The sequence below is a fragment of the Parajatrophihabitans canadensis genome (assembly GCF_053764775.1).
Genome location: NZ_CM132445.1, coordinates 2,009,502 through 2,032,543, shown reverse-complemented (window position 1 = coordinate 2,032,543; position 23,042 = coordinate 2,009,502). Strand labels below are relative to the sequence as shown.

Genomic DNA, 23,042 nt, shown 5'->3' with positions numbered 1-23,042 from the left:
TCTCCTCGGGTCTTACAGCTGCTCAACGGGCGGGCGACCGAATGAGTTCGGCGCCCGACGCGAGGTCGACGAGTCGTTCAAACGATTGCCTCGACGTCGTCTCGGCGGCGAGCCGAATGGTCTTGTTCGTACCGTGATAGTCCGACGATCCAGTCGCCAGCACGCCCAGGTCGTTTGCGAGATCTCGTAGCCCCTGTCGATCTTCCGGTGCATGGTCAGGGTGATCTACTTCGATTCCAAGCATCCCCGACTCGACCAACTGCGCGAGCACGTCGGGTGCGAGCACCTTGCCACGTTTGCGAGCCCATGCGTGTGCAATAACCGGCACTCCGCCGGCTCGCCGAATCAACTCGATCGCGTCGAGAACCGCCATGTCCTGCTTGGGCACGTAGTACGGCGACGAACTGGAAAGGAGATCGGTGAAGGCCTCATTCACGCTGGTAACAACCCCTGCTTCGACCAGCGCGCGCCCTAAGTGTGGCCGGCCGACAGACCCGCCCTGCGCTATCTCAACAACGCGGTCCCAGGTGATCGGATAACCCGCAGCGATGAGGTTTTGGACTATCTTCTCGCCGCGGCCAAGGCGGTTGTCGCGCAACCTCGCACGCTCGGCCTTCAGGTCTTCAGCGTCTGGGTCGAAGAGATAGCCGAGAAGATGCAGGCCGGTTCGTTGGCCGTCGGGCGCGAAGTACGCGCAAGAGAACTCGGTCCCTCGTACCAGTGTGAACGAAGTATCGAGCTGTTGGACGGCCTGGACCGCTGAACCCCAACCGCCGGTCGTGTCGTGATCCGTTACCGCGAGCGTGTCGATGCCCGTCGCGACGGCCTTGGCGATTAGTTCGGCCGGCGAGTCGGTCCCATCGCTAGCTGTGCTGTGTGTGTGCAAATCGATCACCCTCGACACCCTACGGGTGGACGCTCACGCTCTTTCTTGTGCCGGCACTCAGCGAATCGGCGGTAGGGGCAGCGTGGACTGGTCGTGAAACGCGTCACCAGGGCCGTCGTCGCCCCCCGAGTTCGGTCGCGATCGTCCCTCGGTGCGCGGAGCCCGTTGCTTCGGCCCGAACAGCAATGCCGAGACCTGTTGGTAGAGCTCGTCCGGATTCTGCAGGAAGTCGATGCGACTAAGCGCCTGTTGCTGCCCCGCTGACTCGATCACGAACACGCCATAACCGAGCAACCTACCCAGCAGCGATCGTTCATAGGTGAGGTCCGTTACCTTGCTAAGGGGCATGATCGCCACCCGCTTGGTAAGGATGCCGGTGATCAGCAACACGCGCTTGTCGGTAATCACGAAACGCTCGACGTACCAGTCCCCCACGACCCAGCCGAACCAGCCGATCGCGCCTAGGATCGCCAGTACCCCAACGACTGCGAAGAACTGCGTATCGCCCATGAAGGTGAGAACAAAAAGCCCGGCAAGTATTACGCCGACAACGATCAACGCCGATATTGCCAGACTCGCCCAGTGGCGACGAGCGACCACTTCGAGGGTCTCGGTCGGCAGCAGGTAACGATCGAGATCATTCATGCGATCGACTCAACCGAACCGGTTATAGCTTTTTGATGAACTCGGACACGCTGGTGAACCCGTGCGCGAGGATGTGTTGTGTCGACTTGACCACATCGGCCGCGTCGTCGGGCGAGTTCACCACGAAGAACACGACGAAGCAGACCGCGAGAATGGTCGCGATCTTCTTTACGGTCACGTGCTCTCCTCAGGCTCTCGCCACGCGGCTTGGGTTGGGCTCACTGCGACCGACAAGGATGCCAAGCCACAGCAGGTCTCAACCACAGGTCGAGAGAATGTTTACCCGACACCGACGATCAAGGGTGGGAGGCGCGCGCTGATTCGGCAGTTCAGTGCTATTGCGCACCGAGAGCGGATAGCCCGATCAAGAGACGCGTGACGGTCGGATCCGATCCGACGGCTTGCCGGCTGGCGGTTCCGCGGGCATGCCTTCACGCGCATCCGACAGGATCAGATCCTCCAGAACGGCGTAGCCGGCGTCCGATGGGAAGCTAATCAGCCAAAGCCAGACGCCGGCGGCCTCACCGAGATACGCGCTCCGGTCGGCAGCGCTGGATGGCGTCGACCACAACGAAGTGGGGTGTCCATTCGCATGCACCTTCGCGGGCGGCGAGCAATCGGCGAGCTGCGCGGGGTCGGCGTTGACCGCGGCCGCATACCCTTCGCCGAGGCCGATTCCCGGCTCTTCGGCTACGATCAGCCACTCGCCCTCGCCGCCGAGCGGAGCCGGGCCAGTAAAGGCCGTGACCGTCGCCCGAATCCGTGAGCGTTCATCGCCCACCGCACCGAGGCCGACCAGCTTCCATCCCATCGGAAGTGGGTCGGGAAGCCAAAGCGGAACGTCGGAACCAGCCTGGACGTGGGCCAGGTCCGCCGCATCGAGACGGTGGTAGGCCGTCAACGGCAGCACGCCGCCGTGCTCGGAGCACCGCCAGAGGCTGCTGTAAGCACTCGGGGCGAGCAAATCCGCGCCGCAACGTGGGCACCAGGACGACCTCACCAGGTCAAGGTGCTCCCGTTCGCGGCATTCGTCAATGTGTCGCGTGTGGGTGTGCCAGGACGATTGTCTCTTTGAGGCGTCCGGGATGAAGTCAGTGGCCGCCTAGGTGACCGGGAAGGTGGCATGGGTTCCAGCCTGAGGTCCCCGTCGAATGCGCGAGACGATCCTTTTCGCGCTGTGCTCCGGACGTAGAGCACAATGTGAGCCGATGCCTACCTTGCCGATTCGTGGACCCCGGATGCCGCACCGCCGCGGCGGCGTGAGCGTGCCTTGGATTCCGCAGGTGGATCGTTCTGCCGCACTCGTTGACTGTGCCGTTTACCGGGATGGTCGCAGACAGGCCGGCTCGCCGTCCTGGCAGGAAGCACTTGACGACGTTCGTCGCACTCGCACCGGCTTCGTCTGGATCGGCCTCCACGAGCCAACCGAACATCAACTCGCGCCTATGGCTGAGGCCTTCGAGTTACATCCGCTCGCCGTGGAGGACGCGATCCACGCCCACCAACGACCGAAACTCGATCGCTACGACGAATGTCTCTTTGCGGTGGTCAAGACGGTGCACTACAACAGCAGCGGCGGGCTCGAGACGACCGAGGTCGTAGAAACCGGCGAGGTGATGGCCTTCGTCGGCCGCGACTTCGTGATCACCGTGCGGCACGGAGACCACGGAGGCTTGCGCGACCTCCGCAAGCGACTCGAGGACGACGAGGAACAGCTCGCCCTCGGTCCGTCGGTAGTGCTTCACGGCATGTTGGATCGGGTCGTAGACAGCTACTTGACCGTCTCCGCCGAGTTGCAGACCGACATCGACGAGGCGGAGACATCGGTGTTCGCGGGCAGTACGCGATTTGCCGATGCGAATCGGCTATACGTGCTCAAACGTGAAGTGTTGGCTCTGCGACGGGCCGCCGCACCGCTTTCCGCGCCGCTACGCATGCTCGGCGAGCGATCTATTCGCTTTGTTCACGAGGACGTACGTGAGTATTTTCGGGACGTAGACGACCACTTGACGGAGGTCGTCGAGCAAGTGACGGGTTTCGACGATCTGCTCACGACCCTTGTTTCTGCCAACCTCGCGCAGGTGAGCGTCGTGCAGAACGAGGACATGCGCAAGATCAGCGCGTGGGTCGCGATCATCTCGGTGCCAACTATGGTCGCCGGAGTCGAAGGAATGAACCTCGTTGGCATGCCGGAGCAGGATTGGCCGTATAGCTACCCAGTCCTCGGAGTATTGACGCTGGGCATCTGCGTGGGTCTCTATCGAGCGTTCAAACGAAACGGCTGGCTCTAGACCCAGGCGCCTCAGGTCAGGTCCACCGGTGCTCGGGAAAGATCTGCGAGATCGATGTTGTACTCGCGCCATCGCTCCCCCAAGGCCGCGCTGCCGTGTACCCGAGCCCAGGCAAGCTCCGTCGCCGTCGCCGGAATCAGCCTCAGAATCTCGACATCTGCTCCGCCTGGCACTGCGATGGGCTCCAGTGGGCCAGGTTCAATAATCGCGCCCGTGCAGCGCGAACCGGGGCACAGCGGTTCTGACAGATCTACTCGGTTGCCGATTTCGTAGACCGCCCCTTCCACCGCGGGTGCCGCTGCGAGGATGGCTAACTTTCGCCATATTTCATCGGGCTGTCCCGCCACTGAGATGAGCAACTCGGCCCGCGGGCCCGTCGCATCATCCACAAGCACAGCCGATGGATCGGTCATCGGATGCCGAGACATGCCGAGGCTCACGTAGTGGCTAAGCCCATCATCGCGATACCTCAGAACCTCGATCGGCTCGACGCCGAGAAACGAGACAGATGCACGCGCGGGCACCACTTCATAGTGTTGACGCAACGATGCCTCGACGGCACTGAGTACATCAGGATGTTGGTCAGGCACGGCCTGAACGCTACCTGCCGGGCGTGGCTCACCAGCGGGATGCCCAACCCCACTGATGAGCCACCGTATGCGACCGCGCCGGGCCTAGCTGCGGGATCGGTTCCCGGGCCGTCGACATCGAGCCGCGTCATCGCGAATTAGCACCGACGCGTTTTAGGCCCGAAAGGACGACGTGATCTGCTGTTCGACCGTGGCGTAACTCGTGCCAGCTTGATTCAATAATTTGCCGATGCCTTCCAGAGCTGACGAAAGAGCCTCCGCACTCTTGTTGAACTGCTCGTACAGCGCGGCGAACTGGGTTGCTGCCACGCCGGACCAGTCTGCGCCGAACAGCGGGTTCAACTGAGCCTTGAGCCCGGTGTGCTGACCTCGAACATCGCTGGCAGTTCGAGCGCAGCTCCCGCCGAGGGTACTGAGCTGCTGTGGTGAGACCTTCAAACCTACTGACATTGCTTGTCCTCCCGTGTTCTATGAACCGCTCGGTAAGGCGGCGACCCGACGAACGCTACCCAGATCGAACCGCGCCGACAGGCGCCCTGTGGACAACTGCGCCAGCTGCCTCAGTTATCCACAACCCGCTCCGGTAGCAATCAAAAGCGCATTGCAGTGCAACAGACTGTCCGGATGCGTCTGCCTCTGACACTGCAAACTCGTAATCGCGACGGCGTCGACCTCGAGGTCGACGTTGAGATTGTCGCGGGGGTGGAAACAACTCTGGCAGACCTGAGCGACCGATTCTCAACAGTTCTCGGCACGCCGGCTAGTACCTTCGTATCGGGGTCGGGCCGGCCGCTTCCGGCGGACGCATTGATAGGTGGTCCCCACCTTCGGGCTGGCTGCATTGTCGCGGTTGGCGGAAATGGACGCCAACGCCGGCCAACGCCATCAGTCCTTCAGTTGCGCGTCGTCGGCGGCCCGGACTCGGGCCATGCGGTGGCCCTTGATCGTGGAACCATCACAATTGGCCGCGCTGACAGCGCCGATCTCACGATCAAAGACCCGGACGTCTCGCGGTTGCATCTGGAACTTGAGGTCGATCATCGCGGGCTCAGGCTGACCGACCTGTCGTCTACGAACGGCACCCACTTCGTTGGCGGCGTGCAGGTAGATGGCTCCCGCGCGCTCGCGCCAGGCGAGTGCATCCAAATTGGGAGCTCCACGCTAGCGGTCGTTTCAGCTGGCGAGCCGCCGGCAGCGACCCGATCAGCGCCGGACGGAACGGTATTGGTGAACCGTCCGCCCCGCATGCTTCAGCCTCGCGGTGTTTCGGTAATCGACTTTCCTGACTATCCCTCATCATCGGCCCGGCCACGGGTACAGCTGCTCGCTGCATTGTTTCCGGCCGTCCTGGCAGGTGGTGTAGCCGTCATGATGCACAATCCGCAGTTCCTCGCTTTCGCCTTGCTCGGCCCCGTCACACTAATTGCCACCACCGCCGCCGGACGTCGAAGCTGGCGCCGCAGCGGACGATCAAGTAGTCAGGTTTTCCACGATGCTGAGCGGGGCGCTGAACGCGACCTGGCAGCCCGGTTAGCGGAGGAGATCGAGCGACGACGCTACGACTTTCCCGATCCGGCCGCTGTCGCCAGCGCCGTTTCACTGCCCGATTGCCGCATCTGGGAGCGAAAGCTTGAAGACGACGACTTCCTCTCAGTCCGGCTAGGTTTGGCGGATCAGCCAGCCGCGGTGTTTGGGCAACGGTCCGGTAAGCCGCTGTCGGCTGCTGTCGCACCAGCAGTGCCGGCTACGGCGTCGCTGAGAGGCGGGGCCCTCGGATTGGTCGGACCGCAAGGGGTCGTCCGAGGCTCGGCCCGCTGGATAGCTGCCCAGCTTTTTGCACTGCACTCGCCGAGAGAACTCACGCTGTGCGCGTTTCTCTCACACCAACAGCAGGATTGGCGATGGCTGAGATGGCTATGGAGCGCTTCCGCAGGAGTCCGTGATATCGCGACGGACACAGCGGGTCATCAGCGTCTGCTGGCCGACCTGCTCGCTCGCATCACGGATCGAGAAAATGGCCGGCCAGCTGATCGAGGCGGCTGGGAGGGGCCATGGACGGTCGTGCTCATTGACCGTGCTAGGGATTTCGGATCCATGCCGGGCCTGCGAACGCTTCTTGAGGACGGACCTGCAGTGGGCATCACTGCGTTATGCATTGACGATTCATCACGGCTGCTGCCGCCGTCATGCCGCGCGGTCGCAGAGTTCGGAGGCGAGACAGGGACTCAACTCGAACTGGCTGTGCTCGATCAAGAGCGCATCACCCACATCGCTGCAGACTGTGTGTCGCTCGCTTGGGCTGACAGACTCGCTCGGACACTGGCCCCGCTCCGGGACGCGGGTGCAGATGTTTCGACGACCCTGCCGCCGGAGGTGCGACTCGTCAACTTGCTGGGCGGAAGTCTGAGCGCGCCTTCCCTTATCGAGAGCTGGCAGAGCGGACCGAGGACGGCAACTCCCGTTGGGATGTCGGGCGCTGGCCCGACCATGTTAGATCTTCTCCAGGACGGACCACACGCCCTCGTTGCGGGGAGCACCGGCGCAGGCAAGTCCGAGCTGCTGCGTTCGTGGGTGGCTGGCTTGGCCGTAGGTAACGCTCCCTACGACATGAGTTTCGTGTTGATCGACTACAAGGGTGGCGCAGCATTTGCCGAGTGCTCTGGCCTCCCGCACGTCCTCGGCCTGGTAACCGACCTTGACCCATATCTGACACGACGAGCGCTCACCTCCCTCGAGGCCGAGCTTCGGCGCCGAGAGGAAGCCTTCGCTGCGGTGGGCGCCGCCGACGTAACCGAATACCGTTCGAAGGCTGGGGTTCTACAGGCGCAGATGCCTCGCTTGGTCCTGGTCGTGGACGAGTTCGCTTCGCTCGCCGACGATTTGCCGAGCTTTGTCAGCGGGCTGATCGGAATCGCTCAACGCGGACGATCGCTCGGCGTTCACTTAATCTTGGCCACCCAGCGCCCGGGCGGCGTGGTTTCACCTGAGATCAAGGCGAACATGGCGTTACGCATCGCGCTGCGTGTCATCGACCCGGGCGAATCAACGGATGTGATCGGCACCGCCGCGGCAGCTCGGATTGCCAAGTCCCTGCCCGGAAGAGCCTTCGCAAGACTCGCGAGCGGACTCGTAGAGTTCCAGACAGCACGCATCGGACTGCGTTCGGCCGACGGCGAAGTTGCCGCAGTGAGGCCGCTCGACTCCTGGAACAGGCCGATCGGGACAGGCGAAGCCGGTCTAGAGTCCGCTGACAACGAGTTGGAAACGCTGTGCCGGGCCGCCAAGGAGGCCGTTTCTCAACTGGCCGCTCCGCTTCCGTCAACACCGTGGCTACCGCCCTTGCCTTGGTTGATCAACGCCGCCGATGTGTCCTCCACCAAAGCCTGCAGAACCCGAATTGCCTTTGGAGTTATGGATGATCCCGCACATCAGACCCAGCCGGCGCTGCACCACGACCTAGCGGTGGGAGGATCATTGGGCCTCATCGGAGGCCCACGCAGCGGCCGGACTACGGTATTGCGGACGTTCATCGGCCTCGCTGCTGACGCTCTCGATCCCGATTCTATGCATTGCTACGTCATCGACTGTGCGAGCGGTTCACTTGCCCCCTTGATCGAGCTCCCGCACTGCGGCTCGGTCGCTACCGCCGACAGTGCCGCATCGATCGCACGGCTGATTTATAGATTGTCCGAGGAGCTCGATGCCAGACAACGTCGCTTGGCCCAGCTCGGAGTCGGCTCGGTGGCAGAGGCCAACGAGCTTGGCGAGGGACTGCCGTGGATAGTGCTTGCACTCGACGGTTGGGAGGGCTTTAACGCGCTGAGCGAAGACTACGACTCCGGACGTTCGTCGGATGCGCTGCTACGGATACTCCGCGACAGTGCTGCAACTGGTTTCACCGTCCTCGTCGCTGGGGATCGCGCAACGCTCGGAGTTCGAATCGCGTCGACTCTTCGCCGAAAGTTCCTTCTCGGTCTGACCGACGAGAGTGATTACGCGATGGCTGGAATACCCTCGGCCGCGGTCCCAGCTGTCTTCAAACCAGGTAGGGGCATTTCAGCTGACGATTGTCTCGAGGTCCAATTCGTCCTGCTAGCCGAGAATCCGTCGGCACAATCACAGTGGGCGGCTATCCGCCGGGTAGCTGCCCGCGCCCAGGCACCCCGGCTCACTGAGCCGATGGTGATCCGACCCCTTCCGACTCGCGTTTCACCATCGACCAGGTCGCAGAGCGGTCCGCTCAGCACCGCGAGGCGCGCAGGCGCTGTCCTGCTAGGTGTTGGCGGCGACGACCCGGCACCCATCAGCATCGATCTCTTCTCGCGCGACAATCGCTTCCTCATCGTTGGCCCCGCCCGGAGCGGTCGAAGCGTCGCGCTCCACGCCCTGGCAGCGCAGGCCGATATCAGCGGTACCGCCTGTTTAGTCGTCGCAGAGCAGCAATCGGTGCTCGCGAGATGGGCGGCACATCACGGTGTGCAGCTGATTGATCCGATGGTCGACGGTGACGACAAGACCGCCTGCCGGATCGCCGCGGAGTTCGCCGGACAACTGCTCCTGATCGACGACTGCGAGTCCCTACAGGGCACGCTGCTCTCGGAAGCAATCGCGCTGGTTGCGAGGAGGCGCGACATTGCCATTGCTGCGACAGCTCGAGCCGATCAGCTGATGGTCAGCTTTCGCGGCATTGCATTCGACATGCGGCGGAACCGGACCGGACTTCTTCTGCAGCCGACGATCAGCGACGGCGAATTGCTCGGCGTGCATGTTCCCCCTAGCCGTGAGGCGAGGGTTCCCGGACGGGGGGTTCTAGTCACGCACGAGGTTCGCAGGACCAACCCAGACGGTCTGCCGATTCAGGTGATCGCGATGGAGTGAGGCTGTCCGTGTCCGAACCGTTCTCACGACTCGATATCGGTCAGCAGATCATCAATCTCCTGCGTCGCAAACCAGGACAGTTCGAAGCCATCAGCATCATCGACAAGGTCCTCAGCCTGCTCATCGCCGAGATCTGCCGCGTCTACAACCTCCGCTGCCGCTGCTACCGCCTGTTCCGCCTCACGGTCGTCAACATGTACGGAAGCGCACGCGGAGATCGGGATCTCGGTCTCGACACGTACCACGCCTCGATCAAGATCATCGCGAATCGTCACCGAAGCATCCGGTACGTCCGCAGCGATCACGACCCGACGCCGAGCAGCGCTCGGATCACCCGATAACAAACGAAGCGAGGCACGAGCTGCTTCGGAGGTCGCTGCATACTCGAGCTCCTCGACATCGTCGTCGAGGTACCACTCACGTAGGCCTGGTGTGACCGCGAAGGCGGTGATGGGAGGCGGCGACATAACGCCGTCGCGGGCGAGAATCCTCAAGACAGTGGTGCTGCCAGGCAAATAAACCCTCACGCGGTACCCGCCTGCGGTCCTATCGGGGGGTTTCGTGCCTGGTTCTTCAATTCCATAGCGGAAGTTCGCAAGGCCGTGTGTAGTACGTCGGTTCGGCGACGCGGATTCATCAAGTTCGCTCCCATGGCTTCGAGATCGTCAGGACCCGGAGTGAGCAGCGTGACTCTTGCCCCCGCGCTGCGCAGCCGTTCGACATCTTGCACGATCCCACGTGTGATCGCCCGTCGAACCCTACGTTCGACCATCGCGACGGGAGACCGCGGGCTGTCCGGAGCAACAGCTGCCATCGGCGCGAGTACGAACACCTCCGCATATCGAAGGGGATCGATTATGTCGACCGAGGCGTTCGACGTCGTGCCGCCGTCGATGTACGCGGCGCCGGCAATTTCGACCGGGGCATACCACGCCGGAATTGAACACGAAGCGCAGACGGCGTCCGCAAGCCCCGCGGCGGGTCCGCCGTCGCGTCCGAAAACCACCCGGTTACCTTTCGAGTAGTCAGTCGCTACCACCCAGGTATCCCGCGAGGGCCATGAGCCGTCGCCGGTGAAGCGTTGGTCCACTGACGATTCCGCCAAGACTGCGTCAAGCATCCGATGGATCGGCTCCAGAGAACCTCGACCACGAGGCAGCAAGCCCGACAAAGCCACAACCGGAGGTACTGATGCATGGTGGCGGATGCCGTCCCACAGTAGCCTCGGCGATCCTGGCCGCAGGCCCGGACGAGGCGGCAGTGCACCCCCTGAATCGGCCTCGTAGTTCCAGCTGATCGGTGGGTCTTCCGGTAGCGGCATGCCAAGCTGATGCCGGCAAATGCTGTCAACGTCAACGCCACATCCGATCAGGCCAGCAACAACTGCTCCGGCCGACGTACCCACGGTCAGGTCGGCCGGACCCGCCTCAACACCTAGCTCATGCTGGATCGCAGTCAACGCACCTACAATCCAGGCAAATCCAAGGACTCCGCCGCCTCCGAACACGAACGCCCGCCTGGGTTGCTCGCTTCGCGCTTGCCGCCTCGGTTGCCCTGGCAAAGACTCGTCCTCTCGTCCGGTGAGCGTCACCGACGGCGATTGCGAGGGACGCCCGTGGCCGCCAGCAGTTCGGCTAAGGATTCCTCGATCAACGATGCCAGCAGATCGACGTCGTACATGGCATCGCGATCGGCGTTCAAGCCGAAATAGACGCCGCCGTCGTAGGAGGTGAGTCCAATCGACAGCGCTTGGCCAACCGCCAGCGGCACAACAGGGTACATCTCCAACATCTTCGCCTGGCCGGCGTACAGCGGGGCCTGCGGACCGGGCACGTTTGTGATCACCACATTGAACAGGCGCCGGCTGACACCGCTCGCAACTCGCGCACCCATCGCGTGCAGAGTGGGGGGAGCAAAGCCCGACAAAGCCACTAACGCGTCGGCGCCGACGGACTGCCCGGATTCCTGATGTGCCTTCATCGCGTAGCTCACTTGGGCGAGACGAACGATCGGATTCGGTTCTCCGACGGGAAGATCCACCAGAAAGGACGAGACGCGCCTGTTGGGCTGATCGGAGTCGGGATCGTTCACGCTGAGCGGCACCATCGCTCGTACCAGACTCGCCGGGCTCACCGACTCTCCACGAGAGAGCAGCCAGCCTCTAACTGCACCGGTCAGGGTAGTCAGAACGGCATCGTTAACGGTGCAGTCAGCTTGCTTGCGAACCTTCTTGTAGTCGTCAAGATCAGTCTTCGCAGTCGCGAACCTCCGCTGTGATCCGATTGTCGCGTTAAGCGGCGAGACCGGAGCGGAGCTGACCACAGTTCGTGCGGCCGACAGCAGCGCATTGGCCGCCTTTCCGACCCGCCCGGTGAGACTGCGTGCGTCAGCGAGCCCGATTCTGGCCGCGTCGACAACGGCACCGGGGCGATGGATGAGTTCGGCCATCGCGTCGACGACAAGCGAGACTGATCCCGGCTCGACGTCAGCCATCCAATGATCGTCCAAAACCGGCCGCGGTGTCGCAGAGGCATCAAGAATCACCTGAATGATGTCAATGGCACTGATTCCATCGATCATGGCCTGATGGGTTTTCGTGATGAGTGCGAATCTCTCGCTCGCGCCGCCGGCCACGCCCTCGACAAGGTACATCTCCCATAGCGGCCGGTTCCGGTCCAGAGGCCGCGATTGGACCCGACCTACGAGTTCCCGGAGCTGATCCTCCGAACCTGGCCGCGGAAGGGCTGAGCGGCGGAGATGATAGGTGAGGTCGAAGCCCGAATCGTCAACCCAGACGGGAGACCCCAGATGGCCGGGAACCGATTTGATCTTCTGGCGGTAACGCGGCACAAGAGAGATCCGTTGCTCGATCAGCTGGGCCAGAGTGTCGTAGTCGAATCCCGAGGCGGGCTGCTCGAAAACCGCGAGCCCGCCCATGTGCATCGGCGTCTTCGCGCCTTCGAGATAGAGGAACGAGACGTCCAACGAACTGAGCCGGTCGGCCATGCCTTGATCGTGTCACGTTCTTGACGTGCGAGACATGATGATCTGACACCAAAGGTCGCGACCGCTGGGCTCTCAGGACGAAATGTCTGCTTTGCGCCGACGCCCGCCCTCGGGCACCGGTACTCCTGCGACGGCAGCTGCGAGCTCGCGGACTGAGCGGCGCAACTGGCTTCCGGGCGCCACCTCGGCCAGGGTTTTGCCGACCGCCAGTGCGCTGTCAAGGCCAGGCCGGTCGTAGGGAAGCAACGCCGCTGAGGATTGACCGGCGAACCGGCGCAACGCTGCGTCGAGCTCTGTTACCGGATCACCCGGAACAACGCCACGTCGGACCCGGTTCATGACGATCCAGACGGGCGCAGATACTTCCGCCTCTCGTAGGTCAGACAACCCACGCACCAAGCGTTGAATCCCAATTGGGTCCGCAGAGGCGACCGCAAGTATGAGATCGGCGCCATCAAGTACCGCGAGCGTGGCGCCATTCCGGCGGGGCGCAAGGGTATCGAAGCTCAATTCCTCGTCGCTTTCGAGGGAGAAACCGACATCCACAACCGTGAATTCGGCGAGCGCTCTGGAGACGGTTAGCAACGCGTCGATGGCAGTCGTCTTCAGTTCGGGCCATCTATCAGCCCGCGGGAGTCCAGTCAGCACGCGGAGGTTCGGATTGATCTGCCACGCCAGCCCGGCAAGGCTGGCTCGATCCAATCGACGCGACTGCGCCTGCCTACATGCCGCCGCCACCCCGGGCGACTCATCGAGAAGTCCAAGCACCGACGACACGACTCCGCCGTAGACGTCTGCGTCCACCACCAAGGCGCTCACCGGCAACCTTGACAGCTCATCGGCCAGTGTTACCGCCACCGTTGTCCGCCCCGGCGCTCCAGTCGGGCCCCATACCGCGACCACCGAACCCTGTTTTGCGACTGGCTCGGCGAGCGAGGCAGAATCCTCGACGGCGCCTTCGGCATCAACAGGCCGGACAGTCAATTGGCCTGTCGCAAAAACCGGATCCGCGTAGGCACGGCTCGGAGATGGATTCGCACCATCGGACAACGCGCTCAACACGGTGGCGGCGAAGACGCCGGCGTCGGCGTCGGAGGGAACGACATGACCGACGCCGACGCTCTGCAGATGCGCTGAATCCAGGCCGAACTGAACATCATCGACGGCTGCGATGCCGACCACGACGACTCCTGCTGCAACAAGCCGATCCACTGCGTCAGTATCGAGTCGCCGGAGGCGAGCGTCGACCAGTACTGCAACCGCGACGCCCGAAGCGGCCACCGCAAGAAGATCGACGACGTCCACGCACCGTCGGACTACCACGATCGCGTGCTCGCCTACCTCGAGTTCGCCGAGCAAATCGGCCTCCCAAGCTGACCCTCCGGCTGCACTCAGAACGGGAATGCTCATCGAGCAGGACCCGCGCAAGCGGTTAGGTCGTCGTCTGACCCGGCTGGCCGCTCCGTGGACGACAACACTCCGATCCGAATTACGGTGCCGTCCAAGTCCAGCACCCCGATCACCCGCTGTGCGTCGGCCGGTGTCAGCCGGACCAGAATCCCCATGGTCGCCGACCCGCTCAGCGAGCCGCCACCGCCTGATTTGATGTCCTGCACAGCGACGTCCCGCAACAGGACTAGGCCGCGGCAAGACTTTGTGCTCACCCAGATACTCACCCGGTCCCCCTGTGCGACCTTCGGCGCGTCTTCCGGTCGCACCGGAATCACGACTGAAACTCCGGCCTCCGGCGCGATCAGCTCTGCTTGACCGAGTAGCTCCCCAGCGGCGATAGGAGAAGTAACCTGGCGCCCTGAAACCGGCTGATCTGTCGATACATAACTCGTCACTGCGCTACCGAGCTGTACACGCACAGTCTTGAGGTCCTCCGCTCGCAAAACGGTGCCGACCGACACATTTCTGGTCAGCGCCCAGACCGGCATTCGATGATCTGCGGACGAAACGACAAATGCGCCGACCAGGACTGCCGTGAGAACGAGGAGAACGCCGGCGATCAATCTGAGGTCCAACCAACTTGGGCGATTCATGCGGCGCGGGCTAGCCGACGGGGCCGACGATTCGTTAGCGCCGAAATGCGACGTCTGCGGCTGAAGGGAGTTGTCACTCATGATCAAGATCGTCTAATAAGTCGACACTGCAGTCTGGCGAATCCGAGGATCTGTGGATAACCAAAGGTCTCAGCGGGTACAGAGGTGAGAGAATGTGAACGTGCAACTAGGGAGGGACGAGATGACAGACCCCCGCTTTCTCACGCTCACCGATGTAGCTGAGGTTCTGAACATCTCCGCCTCGCAGACTTACGCGTTGGTTCGATCGGGCGATCTGGCCGCAATCAAAATCGGCGGACGTGGACAGTGGCGAGTGGAGCGCGAACAACTCGAGTCATACATAGCGCGAATGTATGACCAAACAAAACAATTCGTAGCCGAACATCCATTCGTCGACTCCCCCGCGGACCAGTCGGCAGAATAAGCAACTAAACTATCTGCCGGACAATGGCGGCAGTTCACGTCGCGATAGACGATAGCAAATCGATAAAACGAAGTTAGGGCCCTTTCCAGTTGTCCTGGAAAGGGCCCTAACTTAAGTTGTGTCCGGCGACGTCCTACTCTCCCACGCGGTGGCCCGCGCAGTACCATCGGCGCTGGGAGGCTTAGCTTCCGGGTTCGGGATGGGTCCGGGCGTTTCCCTCTCGCTGTGGTCGCCGAAACTCTATGGAGATGTGTGGTCCGCTCCCGCCGGCCCGGCCCCTGGTGTTGTGGGGTGGGTGGTGGGGGGTCCGTATCTCGAGAGACCGCACAGTGGACGCGTAGCATGTTTGTGGTGAAGTCCTCGGCCTATTAGTACCAGTCAGCTGCAACCATTGCTGGTCTTCCACTTCTGGCCTATCAACCCGGTGGTCTCGCCGGGGGCCTTACTCCACTTGGGATGGGAGTCCTTATCTTGAAACGAGCTTCCCGCTTAGATGCTTTCAGCGGTTATCCCTTCCGAACGTAGCTAATCAGCAGTGCCCTTGGTAGGACAACTGACACACCAGAGGTTCGTCCGTCCCGGTCCTCTCGTACTAGGGACAGCCTTTCTCAAGACTCCTGCGCGCGCGGCGGATAGGGACCGAACTGTCTCACGACGTTCTAAACCCAGCTCGCGTGCCGCTTTAATGGGCGAACAGCCCAACCCTTGGGACCTACTCCAGCCCCAGGATGCGACGAGCCGACATCGAGGTGCCAAACCATCCCGTCGATATGGACTCTTGGGGAAGATCAGCCTGTTATCCCCGGGGTACCTTTTATCCGTTGAGCGACACCGCTTCCACTAGCCAGTGCCGGATCACTAGTCCCGACTTTCGTCCCTGCTCGACCTGTCAGTCTCACAGTCAAGCTCCCTTGTGCACTTGCACTCAACACCTGATTGCCAACCAGGCTGAGGGAACCTTTGGGCGCCTCCGTTACATTTTAGGAGGCGACCGCCCCAGTCAAACTACCCACCTGACACTGTCCCTGATCCGGATTACGGACCGAGGTTAGACATCCAATTCGAACAGAGTGGTATTTCAACGTTGACTCCGCCCACACTGGCGTGCGGGTTTCACAGTCTCCCACCTATCCTACACAATTCGAACCGAACACCAATATCAAGCTATAGTAAAGGTCCCGGGGTCTTTCCGTCCTGCCGCGCGTAACGAGCATCTTTACTCGTAGTGCAATTTCGCCGAGTCCACGGTTGAGACAGTCGAGAAGTCGTTACGCCATTCGTGCAGGTCGGAACTTACCCGACAAGGAATTTCGCTACCTTAGGATGGTTATAGTTACCACCGCCGTTTACTGGGGCTTAAATTCTCAGCTTCGCCCTTACGGGCTAACCGGTCCTCTTAACCTTCCAGCACCGGGCAGGCGTCAGTCCGTATACATCGTCTTGCGACTTCGCACGGACCTGTGTTTTTAGTAAACAGTCGCTTCTCGCTGGTCTCTGCGGCCTTCCCACGCTCACCGTCGCTTGTACGGATCACGCGGACAGGCCCCCCTTCTCCCGAAGTTACGGGGGCATTTTGCCGAGTTCCTTAACCATGGTTCACTCGATCGCCTTAGTATTCTCTACCTGACCACCTGTGTCGGTTTGGGGTACGGGCCGCTCAGAGCTCGCTAGAGGCTTTTCTCGGCAGCATAGGATCATCGAATTCGCCCCAATCGGCTACGCGTCAGTTCTCAGGCCTGTGTCACGCGGATTTACCTACGTGACGCCCTACCACCTTGCCCCAGTATTACCACTGACTGGTACGACTACCTTCCTGCGTCACCCCATCGCTTGACTACTACTAGCTCGGGTCACGCGCTCCACCGGTTTCCGTCCGAAGACATGACCGGTTTCAGGCGCTTAGCATCACTAGCCTCATCATGGGCGCTCTTTCGCGGGTACGGGAATATCAACCCGTTGTCCATCGACTACGCCTGTCGGCCTCGCCTTAGGTCCCGACTTACCCTGGGCGGATTAGCCTGGCCCAGGAACCCTTGGTCATCCGGCGGAGGAGTTTCTCACTCCCCTTTCGCTACTCATGCCTGCATTCTCACTCGTGTGCCGTCCACGGCTGGGTTCCCCCGCCGCTTCACCCGGCACACGACGCTCCCCTACCCATCCACACCCCTGGCCCCATACCCCGAAAGGCAGGAACAGGGTAACGCGTGAATGACACAGCTTCGGTGGTGTGCTTGAGCCCCGTTACATTGTCGGCGCAGAATCACTTGACCAGTGAGCTATTACGCACTCTTTAAAGGGTGGCTGCTTCTAAGCCAACCTCCTGGTTGTCTATGCGACTCCACATCCTTTCCCACTTAGCACACGCTTGGGGACCTTAGCTGGTGTTCTGGGTTGTTTCCCTCTCGACTACGGAGCTTATCCCCCGCAGTCTCACTGCCGCGCTCTCACTTACCGGCATTCGGAGTTTGGCTGACTTCGGTAAGCTTGTGAGCCCCCTAGGCCATCCAGTAGCTCTACCTCCGGCAAGAAACACGCGACGCTGCACCTATATGCATTTCGGGGAGAACCAGCTATCACGAAGTTTGATTGGCCTTTCACCCCTACCCACAGCTCATCCCCCAGGTTTTCAACCCTGGTGGGTTCGGTCCTCCACACGGTCTTACCCGCGCTTCAACCTGGCCATGGGTAGATCACTTCGCTTCGGGTCTAGAGCATGCGACTCAAACGCCCTATTCAGACTCGCTTTCGCTACGGCTTCCCCACACGGGTTAACCTCGCCACATACCACTAACTCGCAGGCTCATTCTTCAAAAGGCACGCTGTCACGACCACACCCAAAGGCATGGCGACGCTCCAACGGCTTGTAGGCGCGCGGTTTCAGGATCTATTTCACTCCCCTCCCGGGGTGCTTTTAACCTTTCCCTCACGGTACTAGTCCGCTATCGGTCACTAGGTAGTATTTAGGCTTAGCGGGTGGTCCCGCCAGATTCACAGCGAATTTCACGGGCTCGCTGCTACTTGGGGTAACACTCGGGAGACAGCAGGTTTTCGTCTACGGGGGTATCACCCTCTACGCCACGACATTCAATCGCTTCGACTAACCACACTGTTTTCTCACTCCCTGCAGGCTCGGCAGAACCCACTGAATGGCCCCACAACCCCAACAACACAACACCTGCCGGCTATCACGTGTCACTGGTTTAGCCTCTTCCGCTTTCGCTCGCCACTACTCACGGAATCACGGTTGTTTTCTCTTCCTGTGGGTACTGAGATGTTTCACTTCCCCACGTTCCCTCCACACACCCTATATATTCAGATGCGGGTAACACGACATGACTCGTGCTGGGTTTCCCCATTCGGACACCCTCGGATCACAGCTCGGTTGACAGCTCCCCGAGGCTTATCGCAGCCTCCTACGTCCTTCATCGGCTCCTAGTGCCAAGGCATCCACCGTGCGCCCTTATTAACTTGACCACAAAGATGCTCGCGTCCACTGTGCAGTTCTCAAGGTACGGGCAACACTCACACCAACCCCCGCACACCCCCACCCACAGGCAGAAGCAGTTCAGGGAACATGAGCATCAGACCGATCCAGCCCCCCACCCGGACCCGCCCGACCCCTTACCCAAACAGCAAAGAGACCAGACCAAGCCACGAACCAGGGAAACCGTGAAAGCAACAAACCCCCGCCGCTAGACGGGACTGTTTGTTCTCTCAGGACTCAACAGTGTGCCTACACCACCCCGGACCAGGACCGGACCCGTTCCACCCAGAAAACTCTGGAGTACTAAAGCCCACCCCGGCCGAAGCCAGTGAATTAGTTAGTGTTCCACCCTCGAGCAGCCCGCGCCGAACAGACGTCGACGAACAGGCATGCACTGCGAAACCCCACCGGCCACCCAGGACCGGCGAACATTCCGAAGCAGCTCCTTAGAAAGGAGGTGATCCAGCCGCACCTTCCGGTACGGCTACCTTGTTACGACTTCGTCCCAATCGCCGATCCCACCTTCGACGGCTCCCTCCCCGAGGGGTTGGGCCACCGGCTTCGGGTGTTACCGACTTTCGTGACGTGACGGGCGGTGTGTACAAGGCCCGGGAACGTATTCACCGCAGCGTTGCTGATCTGCGATTACTAGCGACTCCGACTTCATGGGGTCGAGTTGCAGACCCCAATCCGAACTGAGACCGGCTTTCTGGGATTCGCTCCACCTCGCGGTATCGCAGCCCTTTGTACCGGCCATTGTAGCATGTGTGCAGCCCTGGACATAAGGGGCATGATGACTTGACGTCATCCCCACCTTCCTCCGAGTTGACCCCGGCAGTCTCCTATGAGTCCCCGACATAACTCGCTGGCAACATAGGACGAGGGTTGCGCTCGTTGCGGGACTTAACCCAACATCTCACGACACGAGCTGACGACAGCCATGCACCACCTGTGCAAGGCCCTTACGGACCCCGTATCTCTACGAGATTTCCCTGCATGTCAAGCCCAGGTAAGGTTCTTCGCGTTGCATCGAATTAAGCCACATGCTCCGCCGCTTGTGCGGGCCCCCGTCAATTTCTTTGAGTTTTAGCCTTGCGGCCGTACTCCCCAGGCGGGGCGCTTAATGCGTTAGCTGCGGCACAGACCTCGTGGAATGAGGCCCACACCTAGCGCCCAACGTTTACGGCGTGGACTACCAGGGTATCTAATCCTGTTTGCTCCCCACGCTTTCGCTCCTCAGCGTCAGTATCGGCCCAGAGACCCGCCTTCGCCACCGGTGTTCCTCCTGATATCTGCGCATTTCACCGCTACACCAGGAATTCCAGTCTCCCCTGCCGAACTCTAGTCTGCCCGTATCGGCTGCAGGCCCGGGGTTGAGCCCCAGGTTTTCACAGCCGACGTGACACACCGCCTACGAGCTCTTTACGCCCAATAATTCCGGACAACGCTTGCACCCTACGTATTACCGCGGCTGCTGGCACGTAGTTGGCCGGTGCTTCTTCTGCAGGTACCGTCACTCACGCTTCGTCCCTGCTGAAAGAGGTTTACAACCCGAAGGCCGTCATCCCTCACGCGGCGTCGCTGCATCAGGCTTTCGCCCATTGTGCAATATTCCCCACTGCTGCCTCCCGTAGGAGTCTGGGCCGTGTCTCAGTCCCAGTGTGGCCGGTCGCCCTCTCAGGCCGGCTACCCGTCGTCGCCTTGGTAGGCCATTACCCCACCAACAAGCTGATAGGCCGCGGGCCCATCCCTAGCCGAAAAACTTTCCAAACCAAGAGATGCCTCTCGATCTCATATCCAGTATTAGACCCGGTTTCCCGGGCTTATCCCAGAGCCAGGGGCAGGTTGCCCACGTGTTACTCACCCGTTCGCCACTAATCCACCAGCAAGCTGGCTTCATCGTTCGACTTGCATGTGTTAAGCACGCCGCCAGCGTTCGTCCTGAGCCAGAATCAAACTCTCCGTGAATGCTTCAAAGAAAACCCACCCCACACCAAAAAAGGCGCGAAGCAGAGAATCAACCACAAGAAAGCCAACCACCCCAAAGAGCAGTCAACGATTACTGACCAATTCCGAGCCGACAAAAAATCAACCCTAAATCAATCACAACAACCCACAACACAACAACCAACCCACAAAAGAGCCAGCCACCATGCCACAGGCAAAAAAATGGCACTAACTTTCAGCACACTGTTGAGTTCTCAAAGAACAAACACACACCACCACAAACCCACCACAAAGGCGAATCCGATCCGGGGCAACCCACAAAACACTACTCGGCCCGACACGCACAGTCAAACAACCGCACCCGACCCGAACGCCACCAATCAGTACCGGCATGAAGCCGCTTTTCTGTCTCGATGACCACACACCACCAGACCCACAACAACAAGCCCAACACCGTGCAACAAGAACCTTAACGTACCGATCAGGCCAAGACAAATCAGGGGTCTGACGATCGAGTTTGCCCGTTAGATATATGGGCAAACCTGTCTCGTCCCGAAACCCGTCGGTCACAGGGGGTCAGCCTGCGGCATCCCTTTGAACCGCGGCTACGGCGCGCAGAACAATCACTTGTACATCCAGAACCTCGGTGTTGCGTCGCCACTCCCCCGCCGCATGCACAGCAAGCTCTAGGAAGTCCGCGCCTAGGCGGTCGATCGTCCCGTCCACAACGCTGCCATCGGTTGACTGAATTCGCACCGACGAGCGGTCGCGGGCGATGCCACGCAACACATGCCTGAAGCCGAGCCGCGATTCCACCCGTCCCATCGAGCGCGGTGCTGCCGACAATCGACCGAGGCCGCTGATTGCGTTGACCGCGGCTATCGACACGACGGCTTCGCGACCGGAACTCTCGCCCATCAGAACCCAGTCCGAGCCGACTCGGCGAACCTGCCCGAAAACCACCAAGCCACCTTCGCACCGCAGCCGAAGCTGCGATCCCACCGATGGCCGCAGCCGGTCGATCACGCCCAGCTGCGCTGCTTCGACCCGCGTGCGCTCCTCAACTTCAGCGCTCCGTTCGGCCGCAGCCAACGCAGCGGCCTGCGCCTCCAGATCCGCGAAGAGCCCATCCCAGCGCATCCCGTTTTCCTTTCGAGCACCCGATCCAGTGACTACAGGATGCCTGGTTCGAGCCAACTGCGATGGGTTTTGCCAACCGCTTGACCGAGCTATACCGACGTCATATAAAGGCAAACGAAAGCAAACGAAAGGATGATGAATGAGACTGCGATCCCAATTGCCCCTTGTGTCGTCCGTGGCAGCAGACGGCTGGGTGCTGCTCCGGGTGCGGCCGCGCTGGCACGAGATGTGCGAAGGCCTGGCCGCACCGCACGATTGGGTACTCCGCGTCGGCACCGATCAGGCCGCGTTCGTGCTGCTCACCGGCACGTTGTGGCTGGTAGCGCTTTGGCTGGCCTTGGGCCTGGGATCGACAGCGCTAGGTTTGCTGCCAGGTCGGATCGGGTCCATCGGGCGAGGGTTGGCAACTAAGTTCGCGCCGCTTGCGCTCCAGCGCATTGTTATCGGTGCCGCCGGAGCATCAATCCTCCTCGGCACGACGATGGCGTCCGCCGACCCACTGCCCCCGAGTGATAGCGCGGTGACAGTCGCTGCGAGCAGCTTGCCTGCCATCGATTGGGTGCGCGGCGGTCCGCCGCAACGAACGCAGACTGTCACCGCCCCGGAGCCTGTCGCCACAGGTGCCAGCCCGGTCACCAACGGGCCTGCCATAACGTGGCCAACCGACGTCGGCGAGAACGCCAAGGTTGGCCAGAACGCGCGGCCCAGCGCGGCGCCGGCCACCCGAACCTCGCCGCCTCGAATGGCCCCGAGTGCGCCGAAGAATCAGATTGGTCGGGGAGGGACCCGAGTAAACATCCCGGGGGGCGCCCCCACGCATGCACAACTGCCGACCAGCATGACCGTGAAACGCGGCGACTCACTCTGGCTGATCGCTGCGCATCGGCTCGGACCACAGACGACGGCGGCGCAGATTGCGCGTGAATGGCCGCGCTGGTACGCCCAGAATCGCAGCGTCGTCGGCGACGACCCCGGGCTCCTGGTTCCGGGCGAGCAGCTCAACGCTCCATCAAGGGAGCGCTGAGGTGTCGGCCGCCCTCACGTATTCGCCCGTCGGAGTCGTCAACCGGGCGATCGCCGTAGCCCCCCGATTCGTAGTGAAGCCTGCGCCTGTCAGAGAGCCACCGTTCGATGACGAGCTCTTGCCGAGACATCTAAGCCTGATCGGTCCGTTGGATCGGCCGCTTCCGTTTCCCCAAGACGACCTGAGTGCACCATCAACGATGCGGCTGTCAATGACGCGCGGTTCTTTCAAGGCGCAACCCACCGGGCGAGCGGATTTACCGGAACTCGAGCGATTCGCGCGCCGGCTGGTCATAGGGATTATCGAGACCGCGACGGGGAGACGCCAGGCAAGTCAGCTGTCCCAGTACACCGCGCCCGCAGTGCAGGCCGGCCTAGCTCGGGACGCCGGCAAGATCAGCCGGCTGGGCACGGCTGCCCGTCCGGCGTGTCTGCACTCATTACACGTCATCGAACCCGCAGACGGCGTAGCAGAGATCGCGGCAATCGTGCGGATTGGGCCACGCTTTCGCGCTATTGCCCTACGACTTGAGGGGCTCGATGGTCGTTGGCGCTGCGTGCGCCTGCAGATCGGCTGAGCGGGCCACCAGAGCGCACGCAACCTTGCCAACCACATAACGGCAAGCGAGGAGCGAAACGACGAGCGAGGCAGGCCATCACGG

Annotated in this window: 17 protein-coding genes and 3 rRNA genes; 5 read left to right on the top strand and 15 right to left on the bottom strand. The window is 61.5% G+C overall.

The genetic code is table 11. The features are described 5' to 3' along the window. Window positions 1-22: 22 nt before the first annotated feature. From ACSMXN_RS09985 to ACSMXN_RS09970, 4 genes are all read right to left on the bottom strand, one after another. Window positions 23-895, bottom strand: a complete 873-nt coding sequence (locus tag ACSMXN_RS09985) for a PHP domain-containing protein (protein ID WP_022912509.1) — start codon at window positions 893-895, stop codon at window positions 23-25. Window positions 896-943: 48 nt separating this feature from the next. Beyond that, window positions 944-1,531 (bottom strand): PH domain-containing protein, encoded by a 588-nt coding sequence (locus ACSMXN_RS09980; RefSeq protein WP_022912508.1) that lies wholly within the window; start codon window positions 1,529-1,531, stop codon window positions 944-946. 22 nt (window positions 1,532-1,553) lie between these two features. Continuing rightward, window positions 1,554-1,709 (bottom strand): hypothetical protein, encoded by a 156-nt coding sequence (locus tag ACSMXN_RS09975; RefSeq protein ID WP_022912507.1) that lies wholly within the window; start codon window positions 1,707-1,709, stop codon window positions 1,554-1,556. A gap of 186 nt (window positions 1,710-1,895) precedes the next feature. Continuing rightward, on the bottom strand, window positions 1,896-2,531 hold the full coding sequence (locus ACSMXN_RS09970; RefSeq protein ID WP_022912506.1) for a DUF6758 family protein: 636 nt from the start codon (window positions 2,529-2,531) through the stop codon (window positions 1,896-1,898). Window positions 2,532-2,739: 208 nt separating this feature from the next. On the opposite strand from ACSMXN_RS09970, the gene ACSMXN_RS09965 reads away from it, so the two are divergent. Beyond that, a complete protein-coding gene (locus ACSMXN_RS09965) occupies window positions 2,740-3,822 on the top strand; it encodes a magnesium and cobalt transport protein CorA (protein ID WP_027139245.1) in 1,083 nt (360 codons plus the stop codon). An 11-nt stretch (window positions 3,823-3,833) separates the two neighbouring features. Here ACSMXN_RS09965 and ACSMXN_RS09960 read toward each other — a convergent pair whose 3' ends face one another. Together ACSMXN_RS09960 and ACSMXN_RS09955 are read right to left on the bottom strand one after the other, a co-directional pair. Continuing rightward, a complete protein-coding gene (locus ACSMXN_RS09960) occupies window positions 3,834-4,412 on the bottom strand; it encodes a suppressor of fused domain protein (RefSeq protein WP_022912504.1) in 579 nt (192 codons plus the stop codon). A gap of 153 nt (window positions 4,413-4,565) precedes the next feature. After that, entirely contained in the window at window positions 4,566-4,862 is a 297-nt protein-coding gene (locus ACSMXN_RS09955; RefSeq protein ID WP_022912503.1) for a WXG100 family type VII secretion target, read from the bottom strand. 174 nt (window positions 4,863-5,036) lie between these two features. Between ACSMXN_RS09955 and ACSMXN_RS09950 the strand changes: the two genes are divergently transcribed. Next, a complete protein-coding gene (locus tag ACSMXN_RS09950; protein WP_022912502.1) occupies window positions 5,037-9,290 on the top strand; it encodes an FtsK/SpoIIIE domain-containing protein in 4,254 nt (1,417 codons plus the stop codon). Window positions 9,291-9,313: 23 nt separating this feature from the next. Here ACSMXN_RS09950 and ACSMXN_RS09945 read toward each other — a convergent pair whose 3' ends face one another. The 5 genes from ACSMXN_RS09945 to ACSMXN_RS09925 form a co-directional block, all read right to left on the bottom strand. Next, complete coding sequence (locus ACSMXN_RS09945; protein WP_022912501.1) at window positions 9,314-9,817, bottom strand: DUF6912 family protein; 504 nt, start codon at window positions 9,815-9,817, stop codon at window positions 9,314-9,316. Continuing rightward, window positions 9,814-10,797, bottom strand: coding sequence for a patatin-like phospholipase family protein (locus ACSMXN_RS09940; RefSeq protein ID WP_455407773.1), 984 nt, complete (start codon window positions 10,795-10,797; stop codon window positions 9,814-9,816). The genes ACSMXN_RS09945 and ACSMXN_RS09940 overlap by 4 nt, the downstream gene beginning before the upstream one ends. Window positions 10,798-10,877: 80 nt before the next feature. Next, window positions 10,878-12,296: a WS/DGAT/MGAT family O-acyltransferase gene (locus ACSMXN_RS09935; protein ID WP_022912499.1), complete on the bottom strand. Its 1,419-nt coding sequence runs from the start codon at window positions 12,294-12,296 to the stop codon at window positions 10,878-10,880. Window positions 12,297-12,368: 72 nt separating this feature from the next. After that, window positions 12,369-13,706 (bottom strand): chromosome partitioning protein, encoded by a 1,338-nt coding sequence (locus ACSMXN_RS09930; protein WP_022912498.1) that lies wholly within the window; start codon window positions 13,704-13,706, stop codon window positions 12,369-12,371. Continuing rightward, window positions 13,703-14,341 (bottom strand): SAF domain-containing protein, encoded by a 639-nt coding sequence (locus ACSMXN_RS09925; protein ID WP_051148803.1) that lies wholly within the window; start codon window positions 14,339-14,341, stop codon window positions 13,703-13,705. Before ACSMXN_RS09925 ends, ACSMXN_RS09930 begins: the two co-directional genes overlap by 4 nt. 202 nt (window positions 14,342-14,543) lie before the next feature. On the opposite strand from ACSMXN_RS09925, the gene ACSMXN_RS09920 reads away from it, so the two are divergent. Then, window positions 14,544-14,786, top strand: coding sequence for a helix-turn-helix domain-containing protein (locus ACSMXN_RS09920; RefSeq protein WP_022912496.1), 243 nt, complete (start codon window positions 14,544-14,546; stop codon window positions 14,784-14,786). A 120-nt stretch (window positions 14,787-14,906) separates the two neighbouring features. Here the strand turns inward: ACSMXN_RS09920 and rrf are convergent. From rrf to ACSMXN_RS09900, 4 genes are all read right to left on the bottom strand, one after another. Continuing rightward, window positions 14,907-15,023: ribosomal RNA gene (gene rrf / locus ACSMXN_RS09915) — 5S ribosomal RNA — on the bottom strand. Window positions 15,024-15,134: 111 nt separating this feature from the next. Next, window positions 15,135-18,260, bottom strand: a 23S ribosomal RNA gene (locus ACSMXN_RS09910). Between the two features lie 460 nt (window positions 18,261-18,720). Beyond that, a 16S ribosomal RNA gene (locus tag ACSMXN_RS09905) occupies window positions 18,721-20,238 on the bottom strand. The 16S, 23S and 5S rRNA genes sit together here, the layout of an rRNA operon. Before the next feature lie 555 nt (window positions 20,239-20,793). Then, the gene (locus tag ACSMXN_RS09900) at window positions 20,794-21,357 is read right to left on the bottom strand and encodes a hypothetical protein (protein ID WP_022911702.1); all 564 of its coding nucleotides are present in this window, start codon (window positions 21,355-21,357) and stop codon (window positions 20,794-20,796) included. 139 nt (window positions 21,358-21,496) lie between these two features. Here ACSMXN_RS09900 and ACSMXN_RS09895 point away from each other — a divergent pair, with 139 nt between their 5' ends. Next, window positions 21,497-22,381, top strand: a complete 885-nt coding sequence (locus ACSMXN_RS09895) for a hypothetical protein (protein WP_155958251.1) — start codon at window positions 21,497-21,499, stop codon at window positions 22,379-22,381. 211 nt (window positions 22,382-22,592) lie between these two features. After that, window positions 22,593-22,958: an Rv3235 family protein gene (locus ACSMXN_RS09890; RefSeq protein ID WP_196811127.1), complete on the top strand. Its 366-nt coding sequence runs from the start codon at window positions 22,593-22,595 to the stop codon at window positions 22,956-22,958. The last annotated feature ends 84 nt before the right edge of the window (window positions 22,959-23,042 follow it).

What these genes read in the sequence shown, in the direction of transcription:
- ACSMXN_RS09980 (WP_022912508.1), bottom strand. Translation starts at nt 1,531, where the DNA reads ATGAATGATCTCGATCGTTACCTGCTGCCGACCGAGACCCTCGAAGTG.
- ACSMXN_RS09925 (WP_051148803.1), bottom strand. Translation starts at nt 14,341, where the DNA reads ATGAATCGCCCAAGTTGGTTGGACCTCAGATTGATCGCCGGCGTTCTC.
- ACSMXN_RS09955 (WP_022912503.1), bottom strand. Translation starts at nt 4,862, where the DNA reads ATGTCAGTAGGTTTGAAGGTCTCACCACAGCAGCTCAGTACCCTCGGC.
- ACSMXN_RS09900 (WP_022911702.1), bottom strand. Translation starts at nt 21,357, where the DNA reads ATGCGCTGGGATGGGCTCTTCGCGGATCTGGAGGCGCAGGCCGCTGCG.
- ACSMXN_RS09965 (WP_027139245.1), top strand. Translation starts at nt 2,740, where the DNA reads ATGCCTACCTTGCCGATTCGTGGACCCCGGATGCCGCACCGCCGCGGC.
- ACSMXN_RS09920 (WP_022912496.1), top strand. Translation starts at nt 14,544, where the DNA reads ATGACAGACCCCCGCTTTCTCACGCTCACCGATGTAGCTGAGGTTCTG.
- ACSMXN_RS09890 (WP_196811127.1), top strand. Translation starts at nt 22,593, where the DNA reads ATGACGCGCGGTTCTTTCAAGGCGCAACCCACCGGGCGAGCGGATTTA.
- ACSMXN_RS09930 (WP_022912498.1), bottom strand. Translation starts at nt 13,706, where the DNA reads ATGAGCATTCCCGTTCTGAGTGCAGCCGGAGGGTCAGCTTGGGAGGCC.
- ACSMXN_RS09895 (WP_155958251.1), top strand. Translation starts at nt 21,497, where the DNA reads ATGAGACTGCGATCCCAATTGCCCCTTGTGTCGTCCGTGGCAGCAGAC.
- ACSMXN_RS09950 (WP_022912502.1), top strand. Translation starts at nt 5,037, where the DNA reads ATGCGTCTGCCTCTGACACTGCAAACTCGTAATCGCGACGGCGTCGAC.
- ACSMXN_RS09935 (WP_022912499.1), bottom strand. Translation starts at nt 12,296, where the DNA reads ATGGCCGACCGGCTCAGTTCGTTGGACGTCTCGTTCCTCTATCTCGAA.